Genomic DNA, 22,866 nt, shown 5'->3' with positions numbered 1-22,866 from the left:
TGGTGGCTGGATGACATCGCGCGAGGCCACCGGGCTGCTGCCGCGCGCGTTGCACGGCTTTCGTCCCAGCCGCTCGCTGCGCGACTGGGCGAGCCTGCTCACCTTCGCGCCGATCACGGCGCCGTTCCTGCTCAAGAGCCTCTATGGCGGGACGGAGGACCAGCGCCATGCGCTGCTCGACCGGATCGGCCTGCCGCACGATGCGCTGCCGCATCTCGGCAGTTGGAAGGCCGATGTCGGGCTGCTCAACTTGCTGGTCGATCACATCCTGGCCGAGAAGCCGCAGGTGGTGGTCGAATTCGGCGCGGGGGCTTCGACCCTCGTTATCGCCAAGGCGATGCAGATGGCGGGCGGCGGCACGCATATCGCCTTCGATCAGCATGGCGATTTCGTCGAAGCGACCGGCCGGTGGCTCGCCGATCACGGCCTGGAAGCGGACCTCCGCGCCGTGCCGCTCGTCCCCGCACCGGGCGGCTGGCCGGGCCTCTGGTACGACCACGAGCCGCTGCCCGATGCGATCGATCTGCTGGTGGTCGACGGGCCGCCGTGGACGATCCACCCGCTCACCCGCGGCGCGGCCGGAACGTTGCTCGGCCGGCTCAACCCCGGCGGCGCGGTGATCCTCGACGATGCCGCGCGGCCCGGCGAGCGGGTCATCGCGCGGCGCTGGCGGCGGATGTGGCCCGACTTCGATTTCCGCTTCGACGGGCGCGGCAGCAAGGGCGCGCTGATCGGGCGGCGTGTGGCGTGACCCGCGTCCTTTTCGTCTGCCTCGGCAATATCTGCCGCTCGCCGCTCGCCGAAGCCGCGTTCCGGCGCGAGGCTGAGAGACGCGGGCTCGATGTCGAGATCGACAGCGCGGGCACCGGCGACTGGCATATCGGCCACCCGCCCGATCATCGCGCCGTTGGGGTCGCCAAGCGCAACGGCGTCGATATCGCGCATCTCCGCGCGCGGCAGGTGACGGCGGACGATTTTCGGCGGTTCGATCATATCGTCGCGCTGGATGCCGAGAATCTGCGCAATCTGACGCGTCTCCGCCCGGCCGACGCCACCGCGGAGCTGTCGCTGCTGCTGGATCATGCCGGCCGCGCGGGCGAGGCGGTCGCCGATCCTTATTATGGCGACGAGGCCGGGTTCGACACGACCTGGGCCGACGTCACAACTGGCGCGGCCGGACTTGCCGAGAGGATCGCGGCTCAAAGGAATCCGACCGGCCGATGAGCGCCTTCGCGCGCACCGTCGCCGCACTCACCGCTACGCCGGAGGAGCATCTGCACCGGCTCGGCGGCGGCGATCTCTCCGAAATCCTTCTCGTCGATCGCGCCGATGGCCGCACCAGCGTCGCCAAGGGCGGCGCGGCGACCGGCACCGAGGCGGCGATGCTGCGCGCCATCGCCAATGCCGGCGTCCCCGCCCCCGCCATCGAAGGCGAGTTCGCGGGCGTGCTGCTGCTCGAGCATATCGCCAACGACGGCGTGATGAGCGCCCGCGCCTGGGCGTCGGTCGGCGCGGCGGTGGCGCGGCTCCATGCGGTCACCGCCGAGCGTTACGGCTGGCCGGTCGATTATGCGCTCGGCACGGTCGCGCTCGACAATCGCGAGCGCAGCGACTGGCCCGCCTTTTGGGGCGAACAACGTCTGGTCGCCACCGCGAGCGTCCTCGACAAGCCCTGGCGCGAGCGGGTCGAATGTCTCGCCGGACACCTGCCCGATCTGCTCCCCGCCGCGCCGCCGCCCGCGCTGCTCCACGGTGATCTGTGGGGCGGCAACATATTGGTGCGCGACGGCGCGCTCGCCGCGCTCATCGATCCGGCCTGCTATCACGGCCATGCCGAAGTCGATCTGGCTATGCTGGCGCTGTTCGACAGCCCGCCCGAAGCGTTCGACGAGGCTTATGGCGCGCTGGAGCCGGGCTGGCGGATGCGGCGCCCGCTCTACCAGCTCTTTCCCGCGCTGGTGCACCTGCGCCTGTTCGGCACCAGCTATGCGCCGATGGTGGACCGCCTGCTCACCGCGGCGGGCTGCTGACCCTTCTGCCCGTCATCCCGGCGAAGGCCGGGATCCAGTTTCTCTGCTCGGACTGGGCCCCGGCCTGCGCCGGGGTGACGACCAGCGCATGATCTCAATCCAATCGATACCGCTCGGCGATCGTGTAATGCGCACCCTCCGGCGTCATTGTGCTTTCGTAGAGCGCGAAATGATCGACCTCGAACGGCGCGCTCGCCAGCCCGCCGTTCTGCTCCGCGAAGCCGTCGATCGGCCCGCTCGCGCGGTTGAGCCGCGCCAGTGTGATGTGGGGCAGGAACGCGCGGCTGTCCGGCGCGATGCCGGCGCGCGACACGGCCTGATCGACCTTGTTGTGGAGCGTCTTGAGCGGCTCGTGCGGCGCCACCCCCGCCCACAGATTGTCGCGAATGCCGCGCTTGTCGAAGCTGCCGAGCCCGGCGAGCGCGATCGAGAAGCGCGGGTGGTGGATCGACCCCAAAGCGGCAGCGACATCGGCCGCGACGTGCCGGTCCACTTCACCCACGAAGCGGAGCGTCAGGTGGAGCTGATCGTCGCTCTGCCAGCGCGCGCCGGATACGCCGCCCATGATCGACAGGAGCTGCGCGCGAATGTCCCGCGGCGGGCGGATGGCGACGAACAGCCGGTGCATGGCCGCACCCTAACCCCCTGAAACCGGCGGTCCAGTGTGGTTAATCCCGCTTTTCCTTGAACCTTCGGCCGTTTCACACGATATTACCGAGAGGACGGCGGGTGTTCCGCCGCGAAAGGAGATGCAACGGAAATGGCGAATTGGTCTGACCCGCGAATGACCGCCGCGCAGGGTGCGCCGGCCACCGGCGTCGGCCGTGACGGCGCCGTGGTCGATGCCGGCCTGCGCTCGTACATGCTGTCGGTCTACAATTACATGACCTCGGGCGTGCTGCTGACGGGCATCGTCGCATTGCTGTTCGCGCAGAGCGGCATGGCAGCTCAGATTCTGATGGGCCCCGGCATCCTCAAATATCTCATCATGTTTGCGCCGCTGGCGTTCGTCATGGTGATGAGCTTTGGCATCAACCGCATCAGCTACGGCACGCTGCAGCTGCTCTTCTGGTCGTTCGCGACCGTGATGGGCCTGTCGATGGCGTCGATCTTCCTGGTCTTCACCGGAACCTCGATCGCGACCACCTTCTTCGCGGTGGCCGCGGCCTTCGCCGGCCTCAGCCTGTTCGGCTACACCACCAAGAAGGACCTGTCCGGCATGGGCACGTTCCTCATCATGGGCGTCGTTGGCCTGTTGGTGGCGATGCTGATCAACCTCTTCGTCCAGTCGAGCGTGATGCAACTGGCGATCAGCGCCATCGGCGTGCTGATCTTCGCCGGCCTCACCGCCTATGACACGCAGCGCATCAAGAGCCTGTACTTCCATGTCGCGGGCACTGACATGATGGGCAAGACCGTGATCATGGGCGCGCTGTCGCTCTATCTCGACTTCGTCAACATGTTCACCTTCCTGCTCCAGTTCATGGGCCAGCGCGACTAAGCGCGGAAGGCGATACGAAAGCGAAAGGCCCGGCGGAAACGCCGGGCCTTTTTCGTTGGGGCTGGCGTAGCGATCTAGGCGAGATGCTGGCGGAAGAAGGCGATGCTCGCCGCCCAGGCTTTGTCCGCCGCCGCCTTGTTGTAGCGCTCCGCCGAAGTGTCGTTGTTGAAGGCGTGATCGACGTCGGGATAGGTCACCGCCTGCACCTGTTTGCCAGCCGCCTTCAAGGCCGCAGCCCAAGGCTCCGCCGTCGCATTAACCCGCGCGTCGCGGCCGGCGAGTTGGATCAGCAGCGGGGCGCTCACCTTCGCTGCTTCCGATGTCGCTGGCGCGGGACCGTAATAGGAGACACCCGCGCTCAAGCGATCGCCCGCGGCGACGGCAAGCCGATTGACGAACGCGCCACCCCAGCAATAGCCGACGACGCCGACCTTGCCGTTGGTGCTGGCGAGCGCCTTCAGCGCGTCGATCTCCGCGATCGCGGCGGCGAGAGCGGCATCGTAATCGAGCTTGCCGATCGCGGCGCGGGCGGCATCCTCATCCGCGGGCGTGCCGCCGGCCGGCGTCAGGAAATCGGGCGCGACGGTGAAGAAGCCTTCGAGTGCGAAGCGGCGCGCAACGTCCTCGATATGCGCGTTGAGCCCGCGATTCTCGTGTACCACGATCAGCGCGGGGAGCTTCCCCTTGGCGTCCTTCGGCGCGGCGACATAGCCGTCGAGCGCGATGCCCTTGAGCCCGAGCGAGCCCTTCTTGATCACCAGCCGGGGATCGTCCGCCTTGGTGATCGCGGCCGCGGCGGGATCGGCGGCGATCGCCAGCAGCAGCGCATTGGCCGCCGCCGCGCCGCCCGCGATGCGCGTCAGCCGCTCCATGAACACGCGGCGGTCCATGCCTTCGTGGGTGAAGCGATCGTAGAGCGCTACGGCGGCGGCGCGGGTCTCGGGGTTCATGCGCTTGCTCCCTGTGTTTCGGCTTCCGCAACGGCGGCATCGTCCAGTTCGTTGGCGCGCTGGGCGGCCGGACGGGCGTGCAGCCGCGCGATATAGGCTTCGAACGCCGGCCGCTTCTCGATCGTGCCGAACATCAGCCCCCAGCCGATCTGCGATCCGACATAGACGTCGGCGGCGGAAAAGTGGTCACCCGCAATATATTCCCGGTCCTTCACCGCACCCTCCAGTGCGTAGATCACATCCTCATAGGTGCCGTAACCAGCCGCGGCGGATTTCTCCTTGGGGACGAGCAGGCCAAACGCCTTGGCGGTAACCGCCGCTTCCAACGGCCCGGCGGCGAAGAACAGCCAGCGATAATAATCGCCGCGCCGGTCCACCGGCGGCGCGAGCCCGGCATTGGGGAAAGCATCGGCCATATAGGCGCAGATCGCCGCCGCCTCGGTGACGATTGTCTCTCCATGTTTGATCGCGGGCACCTTGCCCATCGGATTCACCGCCAGATAGTCGGCGGACTTCATGCTGGTGCCGTAGCCGAGGATTACCGTCTCGTAAGGCTCGCCCGCCTCCTCCAGCATCCACCGAGCGATCCGCCCACGCGACTGGGGGTTTGTGTAGAGGGTCAGCTCGGCCATCGCTTGCTCTCCTTGGTGCGGGAGCAGCCTTTTGCGCCTGGGGCTCGGCAATGAAAAGCCCCTCCGCCGCGGGCTGCGGGGGAGGGGGCTTGTTCTTACGCCTGTTCGGTCGGCTTTTTCTCGGGCGGCGCCTTCTTGGCCTTCTTCCGCCCGGCCTTGGGCGGCGCGCCGGTGATCTCGAAGGCGGGGGCGTTGTCCTTGATGCGGACCTTGACCTCGCCGCCGTGGATGAGCTTGCCGAACAGCAACTCCTCGGCCAGCGGCTGCTTGATCTTCTCCTGCACCAGCCGGGCCATCGGCCGGGCGCCGTAGAGCCGGTCGTAGCCGCGTGCCGTGAGCCAGGCGCGCGCCTCGTCGTCCAGTTCGATGTGGACGTTGCGGTCGGCGAGCTGGAGCTCGAGCTGGAGGATGAACTTGTCGACCACCCGCGCCACGACCTCGGTCGGCAGGTAGCCGAACGGCACCACCGCATCCAGGCGGTTGCGGAACTCCGGCGTGAACATCCGCTTGATCGCTTCCTCGTCCTCGCCTTCGCGGGTCATGGCACCGAAGCCCACCGCCTCGCGCGCCATGTCGCTGGCGCCCGCATTGGTGGTCATGATGAGGATCACATTGCGGAAATCGACCGTCTTGCCGTGGTGATCGGTAAGCTTGCCGTTATCCATCACCTGCAGGAGGATGTTGAACAGATCGGGGTGCGCCTTCTCGATCTCGTCGAGCAGCAGCACGCTGTGCGGATGCTGATCGACCGCATCGGTCAAGAGACCGCCCTGATCGTAGCCGACATAGCCCGGCGGCGCGCCGATCAGCCGGCTGACCGAGTGGCGCTCCATATATTCCGACATGTCGAAGCGCTGCAGCGGAATGCCCATGATGCTGGCAAGCTGGCGCGCGACCTCTGTCTTGCCGACACCGGTCGGGCCGGAGAAGAGATAGTTGCCGATCGGCTTGTCGGGATCACGCAGGCCAGCACGGCTGAGCTTGATCGCCGACGAGAGCACCGAGATCGCCGCATCCTGGCCGAACACGACGCGCTTCAGATCGCGATCGAGATGCTCGAGCGTCTTCTTGTCGTCGGTCGAGACGCTCTTCGGCGGGATGCGCGCCATCGTCGCGATCACCGCCTCGATCTCCTTGGTGGTGATCGTCTTCTTGCGCTTCGACGGCGGCACCAGCATCTGCATTGCGCCGACCTCGTCGATCACGTCGATCGCCTTGTCGGGCAGCTTGCGGTCGTTGATGTAGCGCGCCGACAGCTCGACCGCCGACTTGATCGCGTCGGGGGTGTATTTGACGCTGTGGTGATCCTCGAACGCCGAGCGCAGGCCGGCGAGGATCTTGATCGTATCCTCGACGGTCGGCTCGTTGACGTCGATCTTCTGGAAGCGCCGGAGCAGCGCCCGGTCCTTCTCGAAATGGTTTCGGAATTCCTTGTAGGTAGTCGATCCGATGCAGCGGATCGTGCCGCCCGACAGCGCGGGCTTGAGCAGGTTCGACGCATCCATCGCGCCTCCCGAGGTGGCGCCCGCACCGATGACGGTGTGGATCTCGTCGATGAACAGCACCGCGTGCGGAAGCTTTTCGAGCTCGTTGACGACCGCCTTCAGCCGTTCCTCGAAATCGCCGCGGTAGCGGGTGCCCGCCAGCAGCGCGCCCATGTCGAGCGAATAGATGACGGCGGGCTTGAGCACATCGGGGACGTCGCCCTCAACGATCTTGCGCGCGAGGCCCTCGGCGATGGCGGTCTTGCCGACGCCGGGATCGCCGACGTAGAGCGGGTTGTTCTTCGAGCGGCGGCAGAGGATCTGCACCGTGCGATCGACCTCCGGCCCGCGGCCGATCAGCGGATCGACGCGGCCGTCCTGCGCCTTCTCGTTCAGGTTGATCGTGAACTGTTTGAGCGCGCTCTCGCTCTTCTTCTTGCCCTCGTCGGCCTTGGGCTCCTCGGCGCCCTTCACTTCGGGCGCGTCCGAAGAGACCTCGCCCTTGCCGACGCCGTGGCTGATGTAGCTCACCGCATCGAGGCGGCTCATATCCTGCTGCTGGAGGAAATAGACGGCATAGCTTTCGCGCTCGGAGAACAGCGCGACGAGCACGTTGGCGCCGGTCACCTCGTCGCGGCCCGAGGACTGGACGTGGAGGATCGCGCGCTGGACGACGCGCTGGAAGCCGCTGGTCGGCGAGGGATCGGTCCCGGCATCGACCTTCAGCGCCTCGAGCTCGGTATCGAGATAATTCTTCACTGCAGCCTTCAGCTCGCCGGTGTCGACGCCGCAAGCCTGCATCACCTTGGAGGCATGGGCATCGTCGATAAGGGCGATCAGCAGATGCTCGAGCGTCGCATATTCGTGGTGGCGGTTGCTCGCTTCGGCGAGCGCGCCGTGCAGCGTCTGTTCGAGTTCGCGGGCAAATGACGGCATTTCAAACTCCTGGTGGCCCGCGAGCGTCGCGCTACGGGCGGCTTGCCCTTAATGTCGTGCCTCGTCGCACGATCATCAAGCGGACGGCGGGAAAGGCGCTGAGCGGCACAGGCAAGTCCCGGCGTTCCATCACTTTCGGAATAGAGCGTCGGCGCTTGCGCGATGGTTAACGGCGGCGGTAATTTTCGCTTTGATGCGAGCGATTTCGGCCTCCAGCGCGGCGATGCGCGCGGTGAGCTCGTCGACGGACAGCGGATCGAGATCCTGGCGCTGGAGCAGCGTCAGCGGATCTTCCGGCTTGCCCGGAAAGAGATCGTCGAGATCCATGGGCGAAAGTTGACCCCCGGGCGCGGCCAAGTCAACAAGCGCGGCGGGCGGATGCGAAGCCGGCCGGGGAGCGTTGCGCGATGACCACTATCCCTCAGACGATGACCGCGATCGATTTCGAGGCGCCCGGGGGGCCGGAGGTGCTCAAGCCGTTCGAGCGGCCGGTGCCGAAGCCCGGCGCGGGCGAAGTGCTGATTCAGGTCGCTGCGGCGGGCGTCAACCGGCCCGACGTGATGCAGCGCAAGGGCCTCTACCCCTCCCCGCCCGGTGCGGCGGCGTGGCCCGGACTGGAGGTTGCGGGAACAGTCGTCACGCTCGGCGACGGCGCCGAGGAAGCGCTGCTGGGAACGCGTGTATGCGCGCTGGTCGCGGGCGGCGGCTATGCCGAATATTGCGCCGCGCCCGCTGGCCAGTGCCTGCCGGTCCCCGACGCGCTGACGATGGTCGAGGCCGCGGCGCTGCCGGAAACCCTCTTCACCGTCTGGGTCAATCTGTTCGAGCGCGGCTATGCGGCTCCCGGCGACACGGTGCTGGTTCACGGCGGCACCAGCGGGATCGGGACGATGGCGATCCAGCTCGGCACGCTGTTCGACCTCAAAGTGATCGTTACCGCCGGCTCCGCCGCAAAGTGCGCGCGGGCGCTGGAGATCGGCGCGGCGCATGCCATCGACTACAACACTCAGGATTTCGTCGCCGAGGTTGAGCGCATCACCGGCGGTGCGGGCGTCGCGGTTGTGCTCGACATGATCGGCGGCGATTATCTGCCGCGCAACCTCCAGTGCCTCGCCATCGAGGGACGCCACGTCTCGATCGCTATGCAGCGCGGCGCCAAGGCGGAGATCGCGATATTCGATCTGATGGTCCGCCGCCTGACCCTCACCGGATCGACGCTCCGCCCGCGATCGGTGGAGTTCAAGACGCTGGTGGCTGAGGAGCTCCACCGCACCGTCTGGCCGCATGTCGAGGCGGGCGAATTGAAGCCGGTGATCGATTCCACCTTCCCTCTCGCCGACGCCGCCAAAGCGCATGCGCGGATGGAAAGCAGCGAACATGTCGGCAAGATCGTGCTGACCATGGAATCTGCCGGCTGAGGAGTTGCATCCGCATTATGCGGGCGCGACGCAATGATGGCCGCGAAAGAGGTTGCCGGGGTCGTAGCGGCGCTTGACCGCTGCGAGTCGCGGATAATTGCTGCCCCAATAGGCCTGCTGCCAGTCGGGCTGAAAATAGTCCGCCTCCGACATATAGGCGCCGGCATTGGGGACAAGCGTCCGGAACGGCGCCATTGCGCTTGCAACCCGCTCCGCCTCCTTCCGTGCTAACGCGGTGTCGGGGGCATGGCCCTCTATGCCCGGCCAGACCGGGGGACCGTCCGCCGCGCAGATGAGCAATGCGAAGGCGTCGAGGACGGCAGGATTCGTCGCGGTTTCGCGTGTCGCGCCGAGTGCGTCCGCCGTTCCCCCAGCCAGACCCTTGTTCATGTGCAGTGTCACGCTCCATTCTCCGGCTCCCGCGATCAGCGCATCGACCAGCGCCCCGCGGCGCGCCGGGGCGAGCAGGTCTGCCGGGAGCCAGGCGGACTGATAGGCGTGGAGCGTCTGTCCAGCCTCGCCGAGATTGCCGGCCCAGAAGATATTCTCCTTCGGGGCGCCCGGCCGGTCGTCGCCCAGGACGATGCCGGGTACGCTCCGCAGAAATTCCGGGTCCCAGAAGCTGCGGCCTGGAATTTCGACGATCATGGGCTCCGCCTTGAGCGCATAGTCAGCGGGCCGGGACCGCAGGAACCCAAGGAACGGCTCCCACACTTGCCTGATCCTCGCTTCGTCCAAGCCGTGGCAGACCATCGACACGCTGAGGCGTCGCCCGCGGTTGAACCGAATCTGTTCGCCCCAATGGGAGTTGAACAGGTCTTCCGCGTAGAAATCCACGACGCGCCCTACCAGCGTGCGCCACGCGGCATCATCGGCAGCGGCGACGTCGAAGATCGCAGCGCCGAACCGCTCGGGAAGATCATGCGTCTTCATGGTCAGCCGCGTGGCGATGCCGAAGGTGCCGCCGCCACCGCCGCGCAACGCATAAAAGAGATCGGGATGCGAATGCGCGTTGACGACGAGGGGTGAGCCGTCCGCGGTGACGATCTCGGCCTCGATCAAATTCGCTGCCCCGGTGCCGAATTGTTTCGAGAAGGAGCCGAAGCCGCCGCCAAGGGTGAACCCGGTGACGCCGACCGTCAGGCAGCCGCCGCCCTGGACGTATCGGCCCTGCCGCGCGGCCGCGCGATAGACCTCTCCCCAGATGCAGCCCGCGCCGACCGAGATGGCCGGCACCGGCGGAGCGTCCGCAGGCCATGCCGCACCCTTGAACGCATCGTGCAACTGCACGTCGCGAAGCCGACGGGTCCAGACGAGCAGCGATCCCGCGCGATTGGAATTGCCGAAATAGCTGTGCCCGCCACCTTTGACGACCAACGGCACCTTGGAGTCCCGCGCAAAGCGCACGGCGGCGCTCACGTCCTCGACCGATCGGGCAGCAACGGCCTTCAGGCTCGGCTGGCTGGTCCACGCACCAGTCCAGCCGAGCGTCTGGGTAAGACCCGGCTCATCGCCCAGATAATAGGGGTTCTTGAGCTGCCGCATGAGCGCGCCGATATCCGTGTCCCCACGCGCCGCGGCGACAAGCGGCGATCGGACGTCTAGCAGGCGATCGCCCACCTGCCGCTGGAGTGGCGCCCAGAAGCCCGCTGCCTCCGGTGTGCCAGCCTGGTTAGCCCTGGCCGGGCCGGCAGCGACCGCCGCCAGCGAACCCGCAATAAATGTCCGGCGATCCATATCGGCCCCCAATTGCGTCGTATCGGCGCTTGGCCACATGCACCACGTGAGCAGAAGCACGTAACTATGCGGATGGTTAGCCGGCTCCGGAGACAAACGGGATTTCGGTTTTGAAAGCGGGCCATTTCCGCCAAAGGACCGAAAGCAGGAGACCGGACGTGGAAAAGCTTATTCTTCACGAATATGCGCCTTCGGGCAATTGCTACAAAATCCGGCTGACAGCCGCGCATCTCGGGCTGACGCTGGAGCGGCGGGGCTACGATATCCTGAGCGGGGCGACGCGGACGGCCGAGTTTCTGGCCAGCGTCAATGCCAACGGCCGCATCCCGGTGCTGCAGATCGGCGAACGCTTCCTGCCGGAGAGCGGTGCGGCCTGCTTCCACCTTGCTGAGGGCTCGACGCTGATCCCGACCGATCCGTTCGAGCGCGCCGACATGCTGCACTGGATGTTCTGGGAGCAATATAATCACGAGCCCAATATCGCGACTTTGCGCTTCTGGATTGCCTTCGTCGGCGAGGAAAATCTGAGCGCCGCGCAGAAGGCGCAGATCGACACCAAGCGGGCGGCGGGCGAGGCGGCGCTCGACCTGCTGGACAAGCATCTCGAAGATCGCACCTTCTTCGTGGGCGAAGCGCTGAGCCTCGCCGACATCGCGCTCTATGCCTACACTCATGTCGCGGACGAAGGCGGGTTCGATCTCGCGCGCTGGCCCAACGTTCGCTCCTGGCTGGACCGCGTCGCCGCGCAGCCGGGGCATATCCCGATCGACGCGTGACGCTGCCGATCCACGCCGTCCTGCCGGAGCTGCTCGCGGCGCTGCGCGGCGGGTCCAACGCCGTGCTGGTCGCGCCGCCCGGAGCGGGCAAGACGACGGCCGTGGCGCCCGCGCTGCTCGCCGAGCCGTGGTGCGGGGGCGAGATCCTGCTCCTCTCCCCGCGCCGCCTCGCGGCGCGCGCGGCGGCGGAGCGGATGGCGGAGCTGGCGGGCGAGAAGCCTGGCGGCACGATCGGCTATGCGACGCGGCTCGACAGCAAGCGATCCGCCTCGACGCGGATCACGGTGCTGACCGAAGGCATATTCCGCAACCGCATCCAGGCGGACCCCGAGCTGGCGGGCGTCTCCGCCGTGCTGTTCGACGAGGTGCACGAGCGCGGCCTCGACAGCGATTTCGGCCTTGCGCTGGCGCTCGACGCGCAGGTGGCGCTGCGGCCCGATCTGCGGCTGATCGCGATGTCGGCGACGCTCGACGGCGCGCGCTTCGCCGCGCTGATGGGCGGCTCGCCAGTGATAGAAAGCGCGGGCCGCAGCCATCCGATTACGCTGCATCATATCGGCCGACGCGCTGAGGCGCGGATCGAGGATGCGATGGCCGCCGCGATCCGCCGCGCGCTGGGCGAAACGGAAGGCAGCCTGCTCGCCTTCCTGCCCGGCGTCGCCGAGATCGAGCGCACCGCCGAGCGGTTGGAGCCGCTGCCGCCGGGCATCGCGCTCCACCGGCTGCACGGCAGCCTCGACCCCGCCGCGCAGCGCGCCGCGATCGCGCCGTCAGCCGGGCGAAAGGTCGTGCTCGCGACATCGATCGCGGAGACCAGCCTCACCATCGACGGAGTGCGGATCGTGGTGGATTCGGGCCTCGCGCGGCGCCCGCGATACGATCGTGCGGCGGGCGTCACCCGGCTCGTCACCGAGCGTGCGAGCCAGGCCGCCGTGACCCAGCGCGCGGGCCGCGCAGGGCGGCAGGGGCCGGGCATCGTCTATCGCCTGTGGGAGGAAGCGGCGACCGCTGGCCTGCCGCGCTTCGACTCGCCCGAGATATTGGAGGCCGACCTCTCCGCGCTGACGCTCGATGCTGCGATCTGGGGCGTCGCCGATCCGCGCGATCTGGCCTGGATCGATCCGCCGCCCGACGCCGCCGTCTCGGAAGCGCGGCGCCGGCTGACAGCGCTGGGCGCGATCGGCGAAGACGGACGCCCGACGCCGCATGGCCGCCGCATCGCGGCTCTGCCGCTGCCGCCGCGGCTCGCGCACATGCTGATCGAGGCCGAGACGCTCGGCCGCGCGCGCGAGGGGGCGGAGGTGGCGGTGCTGCTTTCCGAGCGCGGGCTCGGCGGCAGCGATGTCGATCTGGACTTGCGGCTCCGGCGCTGGCGGAGCGAGCGCGGGCGGCGGGCGGAAGCGGCGCGGGGTTTGGCGCGGCGCTGGGCAGCGCTGGCGTCCTCTCCCCAAGGCTCGCTTCGCTCGTCACCCACCCCCGGCCCCTCCCTTGGCAGGGAAGGGGGTGCCGGGGAGCTGGTCGCGCTCGCCTTTCCCGATCGCGTTGCCAAGCGGCGGGGCGGCGATGGGGCGGACTGGCTTTCGGCGGGCGGGCGCGGGTTCCGGCTCGATCCGCTGTCGCCGCTGGCGCGCGAGACTTGGCTGGCGGTGGCCGAGGTCAGCGGCACCGCGGCCGGGGCACGCATCCTCTCCGCCGCTGCGATCGACGAGGCCACGGTCGAAGCGCTGTTCGCCGATCGGATCGCGACCGGCGCGTCGGTCACATTCGATCCCGCCACCGGGGGCGTCACCGCGGCGCGCGGGCGTCGGCTGGGCGCGATCCTGCTGTTGGGCGGACAGGACAGCCGCCCCGATCCGGAAGCGGTGACCGCCGCGTTGGTCGAAGGCGTCCGCGCCCACGGCCTTGACCGCCTGCCGTGGAGTGCCAATGCACGCTCGCTCCGCACCCGCGGCGCCTTCGCCCGCTCTTACGATCCGGCGATCGCCGATCTGTCGGACGCGGCGCTGCTCGCAACGCTCGACGAATGGCTGCCGCTGCTCGCGGCGGGGCGTCGCAGGCTGAGCGAGATCGACCCCGGCGCGCTGTCGGGGACGCTGGATGCGCTGATAGGCTGGGAGGGGCGCAAGGCGATCGACCGGCTGGCGCCCGAGCAGTTCACCACACCCGCCGGAAGCGCGCACGCGATCGATTATGCGGCGGAGGGCGGCCCCGCCGTCACCGTTCGCGTGCAGGCGCTGTTCGGCCTCACCGATCATCCCGCGGTCGCGGGCGGCCGGGTGCCACTGCTCCTGCTCCTCACCTCGCCCGCGGGACGCCCGATCCAGACGACGCGCGACCTGCCCGGCTTCTGGGCGGGAAGCTGGACCGCGGTCGCCAAGGAGATGCGCGGCCGCTACCCCAAGCATCCCTGGCCCGACGATCCCGCCCGCGCCGATCCGACGTTGCGCACCAAGAAGGCTTCGTCGCGCTAGTTCACAGAGCCGGTTTTGGCGCTATAGGTTCTGCAGACCAATTTCAGGGGCAGGCGACATGGCGGCGCGCATCTACCAGCGCTCGAAGAATGCGATGCAATCGGGCCGCGCGCGGGCCGACGAATGGGTACTGGAGTTCGAATCGCACTCCGCCAAGCGTCCCGATCCGCTGACCGGCTGGGCCGGCGGCTCCGACACCCAGACGCAGGTGCGACTGCGCTTCCCGACGCTGGAAGCCGCGAAGGCCTATGCTGCGAAGAAGGGGGTGGAGGTGCATTTCGTGCCCCCGGCGCCCAAGAAGCTGCGCCTGCAGAGCTACGCGGACAATTTTCGGTAAGCGTGCCTGCCGTCACCCTGAACTTGTTTCAGGGTCCATCTTGGAGAGGGTCGCGATCGTCCCCGGCATGGATGCTGAAACAAGTTCAGCATGACAGGTTGAGCGGTGAGGTGGCGAGAACACTGCCCGCCATCAGCATCAGCAGCTTTGCATCCACGGCTGCGCCTTCCCGGCGCTTGGCATCGAGAAATGCCCCTACCTCCGTCAGCGGGACGCGGTGGACGATGATGCCTTCGCCGTTCACGCCGCCGCCCTCGCCCACTTTCTCCAGATCGTGCGCCGTGAGGAGGGTGAAGGTCTCCGAGACCATGCCGGGCGAGGAGGCGAATTCGCCGATCGTCTCGATCCGCCCGGCGCGATAGCCGGTTTCCTCCTCCAGCTCGCGGCGCGCGGCTTGCTCGGCCGGCTCGCCTTCGCGATCATCGCCGACGAGGCCGGCGGGAAGCTCGATACAGTTGCGGCCGAGCGGCACGCGATATTGCTCGACGAGCAGCACGTCGCCCGCATCCACCGCGACGATCACGGCGGCGCGGATGCCGCGGGTGCGGCCGACATATTCCCAGCGCCCGCGCCGCTTGGCGGCGATGAAGCGGCCCTCCCACATCAGCTCTTCGGGCCTGTCGGCGTCGGGCGTCACAATTCGATCAACCGATCGGGCAGTTCGTTGGTATCGCCCGCCTCGCGCGGCAGATGCGCGGCGAGCACGGCGCCGATCGCGGTGACCGCCGCGGCCATGCCCTCGCCCGGCCGACCCGCCTTCACCTCGGCGATGAGCGCCGCCATCGCATCGCCCCAGACGCCAGGCTCGACCTTCGAATGGATCGCCTCGTCGGCGACGATCTCGGCGCGATGCTCCAGCATCGACAGATAGACGAGGATGCCGGTGCGCCCGCGCGTGCGGCGCTCGGCGCTCGCCCGGAACAGCGCCAGCGCGCGGCGGCGGACGCGGCGCGTCTTGGTGCCGCCCGGGGTCAGCGCCATGCGCAGCGGCATGTAGGCGAGGATCACGCGCACGATCAGGAAGACGATGGCGAGCAGAGCGAACAGTGCCGCCATCGCCGCGCCATGCGCCACGCCCTCGTTCCAGCCCGCGAACGGCGCGAGCGCAGCGTCGATCGCTCCGCGCGGGAGCGCGGCGAGGACGGCTGGCACCAGCAGCATCGCCAGCACCGCATAATGGAGCGCGACGTCGTGATAGGAATCGGACGCCGGGGCCACGATCGTCACGATCTCGCCCGCCGTCTCGCGCTCGGCCGCGGCGATCGCCGCCGTCACCCTGCCATGATCGTCGGGCGTGACGCGCATCACCAGCTCCCCGAGGCGCCGCCGCCACCGAAGCCGCCGCCGCCGCCGCCGCTGAAGCCGCCGCCGCCCCAGCCTCCGCCACCGAAGCCGCCGCTGCTGCCGCCTCCGCCCCAGCCTCCGCCGCCGCGCCCGCTGGAGCGCGCCGCGTCGCTCATCGCATCGGCGATCGTCCAGAGCACGATCGGCCAACTGCTGTCGTGGCGGCGCCCGCCCCACGGCCCTTTCCGGGAGCGGCGGCGGAAGATCATCGGCACGAGGACGAACAGGATCACGATCCCCCAGAAGACGAGGCCGAACCAGGAACTGCCGCCCTCGCTCCGGCGGTGCGTCTTGTCATATTCCGCCGCAGCCGCTGCCGCGCGCGCCTGTGCCTCGGCATCGGGGAGCGACAATTGCTCGACCAGCGCATCGGTGCCGGCGACGATGCCGCCGGGCAGATCCCCTGCCTTGAAGCGCGGCAGTATCTGCTGGTTGATGACGATACTGCTGAACGCGTCGGTCAGCACCGGCTCGAGCCCATAACCGACCTCGACCCGCACCGCGCGATCGTTGGGCGCGATGATGAGGATGGCGCCGTTGTTCGCATCCTTCAGCCCCACGCCCCAGGCGCGGCCGAGTTGGTAGCCGTAATCGTCGATCGGTCGCCCTTCGAGATCGGGGATCGTCGCAACGACGAGTTGGTGATTGGTGGTGCGCTGGAGATCGTCGAGCTTCTGCGTCAGCGACGCCTCGACCTCCGGTGGCAGCACGTTGGCGGCATCGACGACGAAGCCGCTGAACGCGGGGAAGTTCTGCGCCGAAGCGGGGGCGGCGAAGAGAAAGGCGAAAGCGACCAGCAGCAGGCGCACCAGATCCTCCCCTGCTTTTCGCAGGGGAGGGGGACCATGCGAAGCATGGTGGAGGGGCCCATCCGACCCAGAATACCCCTCCGCCGCGCTGCGCGCGGTCCCCCTCCCCCAGCCTTCGGCGCGGGGAGGATTGGAAGGGGCCACCGCCGTCACTGGCCGTTGCCGAAATCCACCGTCGGCGCCTGTTCGGCGTTGGGGGCGGTCGCCTCGAACGGCACCTTGGGCTCGGCGCCGTAGATCACCTTCGCGCCGATCATGTCGGGGAAGGTGCGGATGCGCGTGTTATAGGCCTGCACCGCGGCGTTATAGTCCTGCCGCGCGATCGTGATGCGGTTCTCGGTCCCCTCGAGCTGCGATTGCAGCGTCAGGAAATTCTGGTTGGACTTGAGGTCCGGATAGGCCTCGACCGTCGCGAGCAGCCGGCCGAGCGACTGGCCGAGCTGCGCCTGCGCGGCGCCGAACTGCTGGAGCTTGGCGGGATCGCTGAGATCGTCGGCATTGACCTGGATCGAGCTCGCCTTGGCGCGCGCCTCGGTCACCTGCGTCAGCACCTGGCTTTCCTGCTGCGCATAGCCCTTCACCGTGTTGACCAGATTGGGGATGAGATCGGCGCGGCGCTGATACTGGTTTTGCACGTCGGCCCAGCGCGCCTTCACATTCTCGTCGGCGGTAGGGATCGAATTGATGCCGCAGCCGGAGAGCGTCATCAGCGCGACGGGGGCGATCAGGGCGAGGGTGAAGCGGCGATCCATCGTCATCTCCATGCCAGCGGCCCGTGGAAGGGGGTGGGCCGCAGCGTTAGGTAGGGCGGCAGTGTCCGCGGCGCAATCGTGACAAGCGCATCATCCTTCGCCATGCTGGCACGCGAACAGCGGGAGATGCTCCATGATCCAGGAGTTCAAGGCCTTCATCGCGCGCGGCAACGTGCTCGACCTCGCCGTCGCGGTCATTATCGGCGCGGCGTTCGGCAAGATCGTCACCAGCCTGACCGACGACATCATCATGCCGGTGATCGGGTGGCTGGCGGGCGATCTCGATTTCTCCGGTTATTTCGTCCGGCTGGGATCGATCCCCGAGGGCTATACCGGATCGACCACCAGCTACGCCGCGCTGAAGGCGGCGGGCGTACCGCTCCTGGGTTACGGCCAGTTCGTCACCGTCGCGGTCAATTTCCTGATCGTCGCCTTCATCATCTTCCTCCTCGTGCGCGTGGCCAACCGCATCGTCGCGAAGAAGGAGGAGGCCCCTGCGGCCGATCCGGCGGAGATCGTGCTGCTGCGCGAAATCCGCGACGAGCTGAAGGCGCGGCGCGAGGTCTGAGCCGAAGCGTGCAGACACTTCCTATTCAGGAACGGCGACTTATATAGGTCGGTGCCGGGTTCGCCCGGCTATGGCGATAAACTGCGGCGTATAATAGGCGCAGCGGACCCGGGGGCAGTACCCGGCGGCTCCACCAACTGAGCCGAACGGCAGCACGCTTGGACCGCGTGCCGCCGAGCGGCTCAGCTAGAGGGGCCGAACCAGGATCGACGTGTGTTGAAAAGCGCAGCTTTCGCCCGGAATGGGACCACCGCAACGGCCCATAACACAAGTGCCAACGATAACGAGGCGCTCGCGATTGCTGCGTAACGACGTCCTCACGGACTGACTTACAAAGACAAAAGCGCGGTTGGGCCGCACCGGGCAACAGAAGCGGATACCGGCGGTACGGGGAGCACCGAGCAACAGAAGCTCCCCACTTTTCTTCATCCGGAGTCGGGCACCGCATTCAGTCGCGGTTCAGCGCCGATGCGTCATTCGCGCTATCGAAGCATATTTTTTCGGCGGGTGCATATCAGCCGAAATGCAAGGCCGGCCAAGGCTTTAACGTCCGCCGTTCGTTACGGGCGCGATCGGGCGTGCTTCGTTTCGTCGAATTTTCTGGAACCAACTCCGGAAACGATGATTATTACGCTTCTCTAACCAGGGGAGCACCTAGATGAAATTCATGTCCAACGTGATCGCGCTGTCGGCTTTCGCCATGGTGGCGGCCTGCAACAGCCCGGCCGCCGAGAAGGTCGAGGACGCGGCCGAGAATCAGGCGGATGCGCTGGAGAACCAGGCCGACGTCCTCGATGAGCAGGCGGACAACGCCACCGGCGCGACCGAGAATGCTCTCGAGAACCAGGCCGATGCGCTCGAGAACCAGGCCGACGCCGTCCGCGAGGAAGGCGAGAACAAGGCCGACGCGATCAACGCGAACTCCAACTAAGCCTTTCCGCCTCGGCGGAAGGATCGAAGGCCGCCGGCAGCGATGCCGGCGGCCTTTTCTTTGGCCTAGGCGCGGCGGCCTACGCCCGGCCCGCGATCAGAACCTCCGCGACAGCGACAGCTCGAAGCTGCGCGGCGCGCCGACGAACACCAACCCGGAGGCATAACCGGACCAATCGGCGTAGAACGCGTCGGTGAGGTTGCGGCAGCGCAGGGTCAGCGTGCCGAAGGGCGCGCGCCAGGCAATGGCGGCATCCACCGTGGTGAAGCCGTTGATCCGCACGTTGTTGGCGTTCGACGTGTAGAAGCTGCCGCTGTGTCGCACGCTTCCCGTCAGGCTGATCGGCAGCGCCTGGGGCGCGTAGGTGACGACGAAATCGGCGAGCCGTTCGGGCACGTTGGGGGGCCGATTGCCCGATCGGTCCGCGCCGCCTGCCTCGACCAGCTCCAGATATTCGGCATCCAGCAAGGTTCCGCTCAGCGCGACATTGAGCTCCGGCGAGACGGGCAGGTTCAATGCCGCCTCCACCCCGCGCGAGCGGAGCGTCCCACCCTGGACGGTGATCGCGGGATTGATCGGATCGCGGGTCAGGATGTCGTCCTGACGAATGTCGAACAGCGAGGCGGTGAGTTCCACCCCGCTCCCGGCAAGCGAAGTTTTCACGCCGGCTTCGTAGGAGCGGCCCCTGGTCAGATCTAATTCCGCGTTGGACGCGCTCAGGAACAGCAAACCGCTGATCGGCGTGACGGCACGATTATATTGCGCGAAGAGCTGGGTGCGCGGGGTCAGGCTATAGACGGTGCCGACACGCCACGAGAGCGGATCATAATCCTGCCCATAGCGCTGCACCGCGCCGCTCGTCACGTCGGCCACCTTGCGATCGAGATCGATGGCGTCGTATCGCAGCCCGGCGACCACCAGCCAATCCGCGGTCACGTTGAGCGCATTTTCGGCAAAGATGGCGCGCTGTCCGACATCGGCGGTCACATCCTGCCGCGTCGCGAAATTGGCGGGCGTATCGGCAGGAAACAGGCCGCGGACGGGCGCAAACGGATCGGCCGCCGCCGCGGCCCCAAAGCGGCGTTCGGTGAAGAAATCGGTCTCGCCGATCTCGACTCCGATCGCGAAGCGGTTGCGCAGGCCCGCGACGTGGCCGTCGAAAGCCAGGTGGAGGCGCTGGCTCCAGAATTGATGATCATGGGTTATCAGCGTCGCGCCGCGCCCGATCAGCCCCGTCGCCGCGTTGAACGTATATTCGTCCGCGTCGCGATAATAGCGGTAGCTGTCGTAATAGCTGCTGTCGCTGACCAGCGTCAGCGTATCGCTCAGCGCATATTCGCCGCGCGCGCGCAGCCACAACGTGTCCGAATTGTCGTCCCCGTCGGCCACGTTGAAGTTCAGCCGACGCATCGCGCGATCGAGAACCAGCCCGGCGCTACCCGACACTGCGGAGGACGGGCGGCGCGCGACCGCGCGTGAGACGACCGGCGTGCCATAATATTGGGTGTCGAAATCATCCTCGAAATAGTCGGCCGAGAGGGAGAGCTTTAGCCGCGCGCTGGGCTGCCAAAGCAGTGATCCGGACGCCGCGGTCGTGCGGCTGTCGGTATCGTCGATCCAGCCGGAGGACCGGGAGAAGGCGATATCGCCGCGCGCCGCGACCGTCTCGCCAAGCGGGACGTTGAGATCGCCGGCCAGGCGTGCGGTGCCAAAGCTGCCGTAGCTCGCGAGCGCCTCGCCGCCGACCGCGCCGAGGATCGGCCGGCGCGGCACGAAATTGATAGCGCCAGCGAGCGCTCCTTCCCCCGAGGTGACCGACGCGGGGCCCTTGATCACCTCGATGCGCTCGAACATCCACGCATCCCAGTTGCGCAGCCCGACGTCCGAATTGGCCATCCGCACGCCGTCGTAGAGATAGTTCACCGCGCGGTGGAAGCCGCGCATCGAGACCGAGCCGATCGATCCCGGCAAATTGCCCGACGCGACACCCGGCGCGGCGTTCATCGCCTCGATGATGGTGCGGAGTCCCTGGTTCTGGAAATCGGCCTGCGTCACGACATCGACGATCGCCGGCGTCTCGCGATTGCTGAGGCCGAGCCGCCCGGCCACCTCCGGTTCGGCTTCGAGCTGGCGCTGGCCGGTGACGACGATGCGGCCGAGATCGGCGCCGTCATCGGCGGTTTCGGCAAATGCGGGCGTGGCGGCAAAGCAGGCCGCAACCGCGATGAGCGAGGTTTTCATGATAGTCTCCCTGTTGCATTGTCGGTGATGGTGGCTGGCCGGGCGCGGGCGGCGCGGCGGCGCCTCCAGTGCAAGAGGCCGGTGAGGAGGAGCGCTGCGGGCGCGAGCCCGGCGACGATTGCGAGGATGCGGCCCACGGTGCCGCCGGCCGATCCGTCGTGGAGGCCGCGCACCCACGCCGACACCATCGTCCCACCGCCGGCGGTCCGGATGTCGTGGATGGCGAGGACGCGCGCCGAATATTGGTCTACGAAGACGAAGCTGCCGGGGAAGCGGCGGTGCGGATCGCCCGGCACCTGCACGCGCATCCGGAACACGCCGTCCCCGGCGCCCAGAACATCGATGAAGGACAGGCGCGCTTCCGGAAGCGCGCGATGCGCGGCAGCGAGCGCCGCCGCCACCGGCACCTGCGTCCCCGATGCCCTGTGCGAGCGCGGATCAGGCACCGCGGCCGGCGCGAGAAGCACGGCGCGCACGCCCGGCATGGCCAGCAGTGCGCCGGTCATTGCGAGCAGCGCGAGCGGTATCGCGCTCGACAGGCCGGCGAGCTTGTGGACGTCGTGCAGGCGGCGGAGCGGCACCGCACGGCGCTTGAAGGCAAGCGCCTTGCGCCAGCCCCCGCGCGGCCACCAGGCGACGATGCCCGATGCCAAAAGCAGAATGACGGCAAAGCCCGACCAGCCAGCGATCTGCCGGCCCAGCGCGTCCGCCTTTAGGTTGGCGTGGAGTTCGTACAGCCAGCTCATGGCGTACTCGCCCCAGGGCTCGGCTCGAAGAACGCGGCCGCCATCGGCTGAGAACCAGACCGTCTCGCGCAAGTCATGGTGCGAGTGGCCGGCATGGTCCGCGGGCGGATAGTAGCGCGCCGGGATCGGCCCTCCCTGCCCGGTTGCTTCGAACGACCAGCTTCCATGGGGATCGGGCCAACGCGAACGCGCCGTCTTCAGGGCATGGTCCCAAACCGGCGACGACCAGCCCGGTCCCGCCCCCGGCACGGGCGCGCTCGCCGCGGGGTGAAGCGCGCCATCGATCTCGATGTAGAAGACGAGCGCAGCGCCGGTCAGCCCGAGCAGCGCGAACAGCGCGCCCACCACGAGGCCCAGCCAGAGATGCACGGCGCGCACGAAGCTCCGCGCGCGCCTCATGCCCGCGTTCCGTCGTTCGCGCGCCGCCACCGCGCGGCGACGCGCTTTTGGCTAGCCAGGCCGACGGCGTTGCGCCGCTGGACCGGAAGCCGGCCACCGTGCGCGCTAGTCAGCGCGCCGGCGGAAAATCCATCTTGCATGTCGAGCCCCTGTCTCGCCGCGCAGCGCGCAGGGCGAGGAGCGCGCGGCGGCGAGCCACGCGACGTTCAGCGGCGAGGAACTGCGATTGTCCGTCGCCGCGCGAGCGTCAGCGGCGGGCGGGTGGTCCGCGCAAGGGTGGCCGGAGGTGCGGCGCCGGCAGGATCGGCGGCAGCGGCGCGCGGATCAACGCAAGCGCGAGGATGAAGGCGATCGCCGCCGCAAGAAGCACCGGGTCCGCACTGCCCGTCAGCGCCTGCGCCAGATCCGCATAGGCGCATTTGCCTTCGGCGGCGCTCCCGGCCTTATGCTCCAAACCGGGGATCGTCATTTCCATCGTCTTGCGACCATCCGGCGAGCCGGTACATATCGTGACGATGATAGTGCCGCTCTTCACGGTGGGCATGTAACCGCCTGGAACGAGCACGCGCAGCGCCAGCGCCGCCGCCAGAATTAGGGCGACCAGCCATGGGCGGTTCCGGATCAAGGCGCGCGCCTGATGCACTGCGCCTCCTTAGAATCCGCCAGCGGTAATGTCATCCGCATAAACGAACAGTTGGGGAGCCGTTCGATGTGGTGACCCCTACGGGAATCGAACCCGTGTTTCAGCCGTGAAAGGGCCGCGTCCTAACCGCTAGACGAAGGGGCCACGTCGCCGTGGGCAGG

The 22,866-nt window shown here is 67.9% G+C and carries 23 protein-coding genes, 1 tRNA gene and 1 other RNA gene; 11 read left to right on the top strand and 14 right to left on the bottom strand.

The annotated features are described in order from the left end of the window. Positions 1 to 10 precede the first annotated feature (10 nt). From B9N75_RS08110 to B9N75_RS08100, 3 genes are read left to right on the top strand one after another with little or no spacing between them, the layout of a single operon-like run. Positions 11 to 751 carry a class I SAM-dependent methyltransferase gene (locus tag B9N75_RS08110; RefSeq protein WP_085218332.1) on the top strand — a complete coding sequence of 247 codons (741 nt, stop codon included), beginning with the start codon at positions 11 to 13 and terminating at the stop codon, positions 749 to 751. Beyond that, positions 748 to 1,224 (top strand): low molecular weight protein-tyrosine-phosphatase, encoded by a 477-nt coding sequence (locus B9N75_RS08105; protein WP_085218331.1) that lies wholly within the window; start codon positions 748 to 750, stop codon positions 1,222 to 1,224. Before B9N75_RS08110 ends, B9N75_RS08105 begins: the two co-directional genes overlap by 4 nt. After that, a complete protein-coding gene (locus B9N75_RS08100) occupies positions 1,221 to 2,030 on the top strand; it encodes a fructosamine kinase family protein (RefSeq protein WP_085218330.1) in 810 nt (269 codons plus the stop codon). Before B9N75_RS08105 ends, B9N75_RS08100 begins: the two co-directional genes overlap by 4 nt. A 94-nt stretch (positions 2,031 to 2,124) precedes the next feature. On the opposite strand, the gene thpR is transcribed toward B9N75_RS08100, so the two are convergent. After that, positions 2,125 to 2,658 carry an RNA 2',3'-cyclic phosphodiesterase gene (thpR, locus tag B9N75_RS08095; RefSeq protein WP_085218329.1) on the bottom strand — a complete coding sequence of 178 codons (534 nt, stop codon included), beginning with the start codon at positions 2,656 to 2,658 and terminating at the stop codon, positions 2,125 to 2,127. A 132-nt stretch (positions 2,659 to 2,790) separates the two neighbouring features. Between thpR and B9N75_RS08090 the strand changes: the two genes are divergently transcribed. Beyond that, positions 2,791 to 3,531 (top strand): Bax inhibitor-1/YccA family protein, encoded by a 741-nt coding sequence (locus B9N75_RS08090; RefSeq protein ID WP_085218328.1) that lies wholly within the window; start codon positions 2,791 to 2,793, stop codon positions 3,529 to 3,531. A gap of 74 nt (positions 3,532 to 3,605) precedes the next feature. Here the strand turns inward: B9N75_RS08090 and B9N75_RS08085 are convergent, their stop codons facing one another. From B9N75_RS08085 to B9N75_RS08070, 4 genes are all read right to left on the bottom strand, one after another. Beyond that, complete coding sequence (locus tag B9N75_RS08085; RefSeq protein WP_085218327.1) at positions 3,606 to 4,481, bottom strand: dienelactone hydrolase family protein; 876 nt, start codon at positions 4,479 to 4,481, stop codon at positions 3,606 to 3,608. Continuing rightward, a complete protein-coding gene (locus B9N75_RS08080) occupies positions 4,478 to 5,113 on the bottom strand; it encodes a glutathione S-transferase family protein (protein WP_085218326.1) in 636 nt (211 codons plus the stop codon). Before B9N75_RS08080 ends, B9N75_RS08085 begins: the two co-directional genes overlap by 4 nt. Before the next feature lie 95 nt (positions 5,114 to 5,208). Beyond that, positions 5,209 to 7,533 carry an ATP-dependent Clp protease ATP-binding subunit ClpA gene (clpA, locus tag B9N75_RS08075; protein ID WP_085218325.1) on the bottom strand — a complete coding sequence of 775 codons (2,325 nt, stop codon included), beginning with the start codon at positions 7,531 to 7,533 and terminating at the stop codon, positions 5,209 to 5,211. 129 nt (positions 7,534 to 7,662) lie between these two features. Then, entirely contained in the window at positions 7,663 to 7,860 is a 198-nt protein-coding gene (locus B9N75_RS08070; protein WP_085218324.1) for a DUF1192 domain-containing protein, read from the bottom strand. Between the two features lie 80 nt (positions 7,861 to 7,940). On the opposite strand from B9N75_RS08070, the gene B9N75_RS08065 reads away from it, so the two are divergent. Further along, positions 7,941 to 8,951, top strand: coding sequence for an NAD(P)H-quinone oxidoreductase (locus tag B9N75_RS08065; protein ID WP_172840848.1), 1,011 nt, complete (start codon positions 7,941 to 7,943; stop codon positions 8,949 to 8,951). A gap of 15 nt (positions 8,952 to 8,966) precedes the next feature. On the opposite strand, the gene B9N75_RS08060 is transcribed toward B9N75_RS08065, so the two are convergent. Next, positions 8,967 to 10,496 (bottom strand): FAD-dependent oxidoreductase, encoded by a 1,530-nt coding sequence (locus B9N75_RS08060; protein ID WP_197685107.1) that lies wholly within the window; start codon positions 10,494 to 10,496, stop codon positions 8,967 to 8,969. Between the two features lie 350 nt (positions 10,497 to 10,846). On the opposite strand from B9N75_RS08060, the gene B9N75_RS08055 reads away from it, so the two are divergent. Genes B9N75_RS08055 through B9N75_RS08045 form a run of 3 tightly spaced genes read left to right on the top strand, consistent with a single transcriptional unit; the run spans position 10,847 to position 14,272 of the window. Then, a complete protein-coding gene (locus B9N75_RS08055; RefSeq protein ID WP_085218321.1) occupies positions 10,847 to 11,464 on the top strand; it encodes a glutathione S-transferase family protein in 618 nt (205 codons plus the stop codon). After that, complete coding sequence (gene hrpB, locus B9N75_RS08050; RefSeq protein WP_085218320.1) at positions 11,461 to 13,935, top strand: ATP-dependent helicase HrpB; 2,475 nt, start codon at positions 11,461 to 11,463, stop codon at positions 13,933 to 13,935. The genes B9N75_RS08055 and hrpB overlap by 4 nt, the downstream gene beginning before the upstream one ends. Before the next feature lie 58 nt (positions 13,936 to 13,993). Next, positions 13,994 to 14,272, top strand: coding sequence for an NADH dehydrogenase ubiquinone Fe-S protein 4 (locus tag B9N75_RS08045; protein ID WP_085218319.1), 279 nt, complete (start codon positions 13,994 to 13,996; stop codon positions 14,270 to 14,272). A gap of 85 nt (positions 14,273 to 14,357) precedes the next feature. On the opposite strand, the gene B9N75_RS08040 is transcribed toward B9N75_RS08045, so the two are convergent. The 4 genes from B9N75_RS08040 to B9N75_RS08025 form a co-directional block, all read right to left on the bottom strand. Beyond that, entirely contained in the window at positions 14,358 to 14,876 is a 519-nt protein-coding gene (locus B9N75_RS08040; RefSeq protein WP_085219484.1) for an NUDIX hydrolase, read from the bottom strand. 29 nt (positions 14,877 to 14,905) lie between these two features. Continuing rightward, entirely contained in the window at positions 14,906 to 15,577 is a 672-nt protein-coding gene (locus tag B9N75_RS08035) for a TPM domain-containing protein (protein ID WP_085218318.1), read from the bottom strand. Then, entirely contained in the window at positions 15,577 to 16,428 is an 852-nt protein-coding gene (locus B9N75_RS08030) for a TPM domain-containing protein (RefSeq protein ID WP_197685148.1), read from the bottom strand. Before B9N75_RS08030 ends, B9N75_RS08035 begins: the two co-directional genes overlap by 1 nt. A 146-nt stretch (positions 16,429 to 16,574) precedes the next feature. Then, positions 16,575 to 17,183, bottom strand: a complete 609-nt coding sequence (locus tag B9N75_RS08025; protein ID WP_085219480.1) for a LemA family protein — start codon at positions 17,181 to 17,183, stop codon at positions 16,575 to 16,577. A 127-nt stretch (positions 17,184 to 17,310) separates the two neighbouring features. Here B9N75_RS08025 and mscL point away from each other — a divergent pair, with 127 nt between their 5' ends. The 3 genes from mscL to B9N75_RS08010 all read left to right on the top strand — a co-directional run bounded on the left by mscL (position 17,311) and on the right by B9N75_RS08010 (position 18,676). After that, positions 17,311 to 17,745, top strand: coding sequence for a large conductance mechanosensitive channel protein MscL (gene mscL / locus B9N75_RS08020; RefSeq protein WP_085218317.1), 435 nt, complete (start codon positions 17,311 to 17,313; stop codon positions 17,743 to 17,745). Between the two features lie 14 nt (positions 17,746 to 17,759). Continuing rightward, positions 17,760 to 18,126, top strand: a transfer-messenger RNA (tmRNA) gene (gene ssrA, locus B9N75_RS08015). A 277-nt stretch (positions 18,127 to 18,403) separates the two neighbouring features. Next, positions 18,404 to 18,676 (top strand): hypothetical protein, encoded by a 273-nt coding sequence (locus B9N75_RS08010; RefSeq protein ID WP_085218316.1) that lies wholly within the window; start codon positions 18,404 to 18,406, stop codon positions 18,674 to 18,676. A 96-nt stretch (positions 18,677 to 18,772) separates the two neighbouring features. On the opposite strand, the gene B9N75_RS08005 is transcribed toward B9N75_RS08010, so the two are convergent. The 4 genes from B9N75_RS08005 to B9N75_RS07990 form a co-directional block, all read right to left on the bottom strand. Further along, positions 18,773 to 20,917, bottom strand: coding sequence for a TonB-dependent receptor (locus tag B9N75_RS08005; protein ID WP_085218315.1), 2,145 nt, complete (start codon positions 20,915 to 20,917; stop codon positions 18,773 to 18,775). Continuing rightward, positions 20,914 to 22,062 carry a PepSY-associated TM helix domain-containing protein gene (locus tag B9N75_RS08000; RefSeq protein ID WP_157123752.1) on the bottom strand — a complete coding sequence of 383 codons (1,149 nt, stop codon included), beginning with the start codon at positions 22,060 to 22,062 and terminating at the stop codon, positions 20,914 to 20,916. The genes B9N75_RS08005 and B9N75_RS08000 overlap by 4 nt, the downstream gene beginning before the upstream one ends. A gap of 247 nt (positions 22,063 to 22,309) precedes the next feature. Continuing rightward, a complete protein-coding gene (locus B9N75_RS07995) occupies positions 22,310 to 22,687 on the bottom strand; it encodes a hypothetical protein (RefSeq protein ID WP_244552297.1) in 378 nt (125 codons plus the stop codon). Positions 22,688 to 22,774: 87 nt separating this feature from the next. Further along, positions 22,775 to 22,849 (bottom strand) — tRNA-Glu (locus B9N75_RS07990). Positions 22,850 to 22,866 lie beyond the last annotated feature (17 nt).

It is taken from the genome of Allosphingosinicella indica (assembly GCF_900177405.1).
Taxonomy (GTDB): domain Bacteria; phylum Pseudomonadota; class Alphaproteobacteria; order Sphingomonadales; family Sphingomonadaceae; genus Allosphingosinicella; species Allosphingosinicella indica.
Note: the sequence above shows the minus strand (reverse complement) of the source record. Positions and strands in the feature narration are given on the sequence as shown.